At 80.9% G+C, this 215-nt stretch carries 1 protein-coding gene; it reads right to left on the reverse strand.

Features of this window, described 5'->3' with window-relative positions; all coding sequences use genetic code 11:
• Nucleotides 1-215, reverse strand: a 215-nt coding sequence (locus C7C46_RS33755) for a M48 family metalloprotease (RefSeq protein ID WP_484421967.1), incomplete at both ends; no start/stop codon positions are given.

Here is a 215-nt window from a genome sequence, read left to right on the forward strand (position 1 = left end):
CGGCCCGGCCGACCGCGCGGGCGGTCAGCGCGCGGTCCCCGACCGAGCGGGCGGCCGACTCGTCGGCCCAGCGCTCCAGGTGGTAGCCCAGCGGGCCGCGCAGCCTTCGCAGCGCGGGGTGGAGCACGGCGGCGTACTCGGCGGCGGCCAGGAAGAGGTGGTGACGGGCCCTCAGGTGGGCCCGCTCGTGCGCCAGCAGGGCGGCCCGCTCCGGG

The sequence above is a fragment of the Streptomyces tateyamensis genome (assembly GCF_003205575.1).
GTDB lineage: Bacteria > Actinomycetota > Actinomycetes > Streptomycetales > Streptomycetaceae > Kitasatospora > Kitasatospora tateyamensis.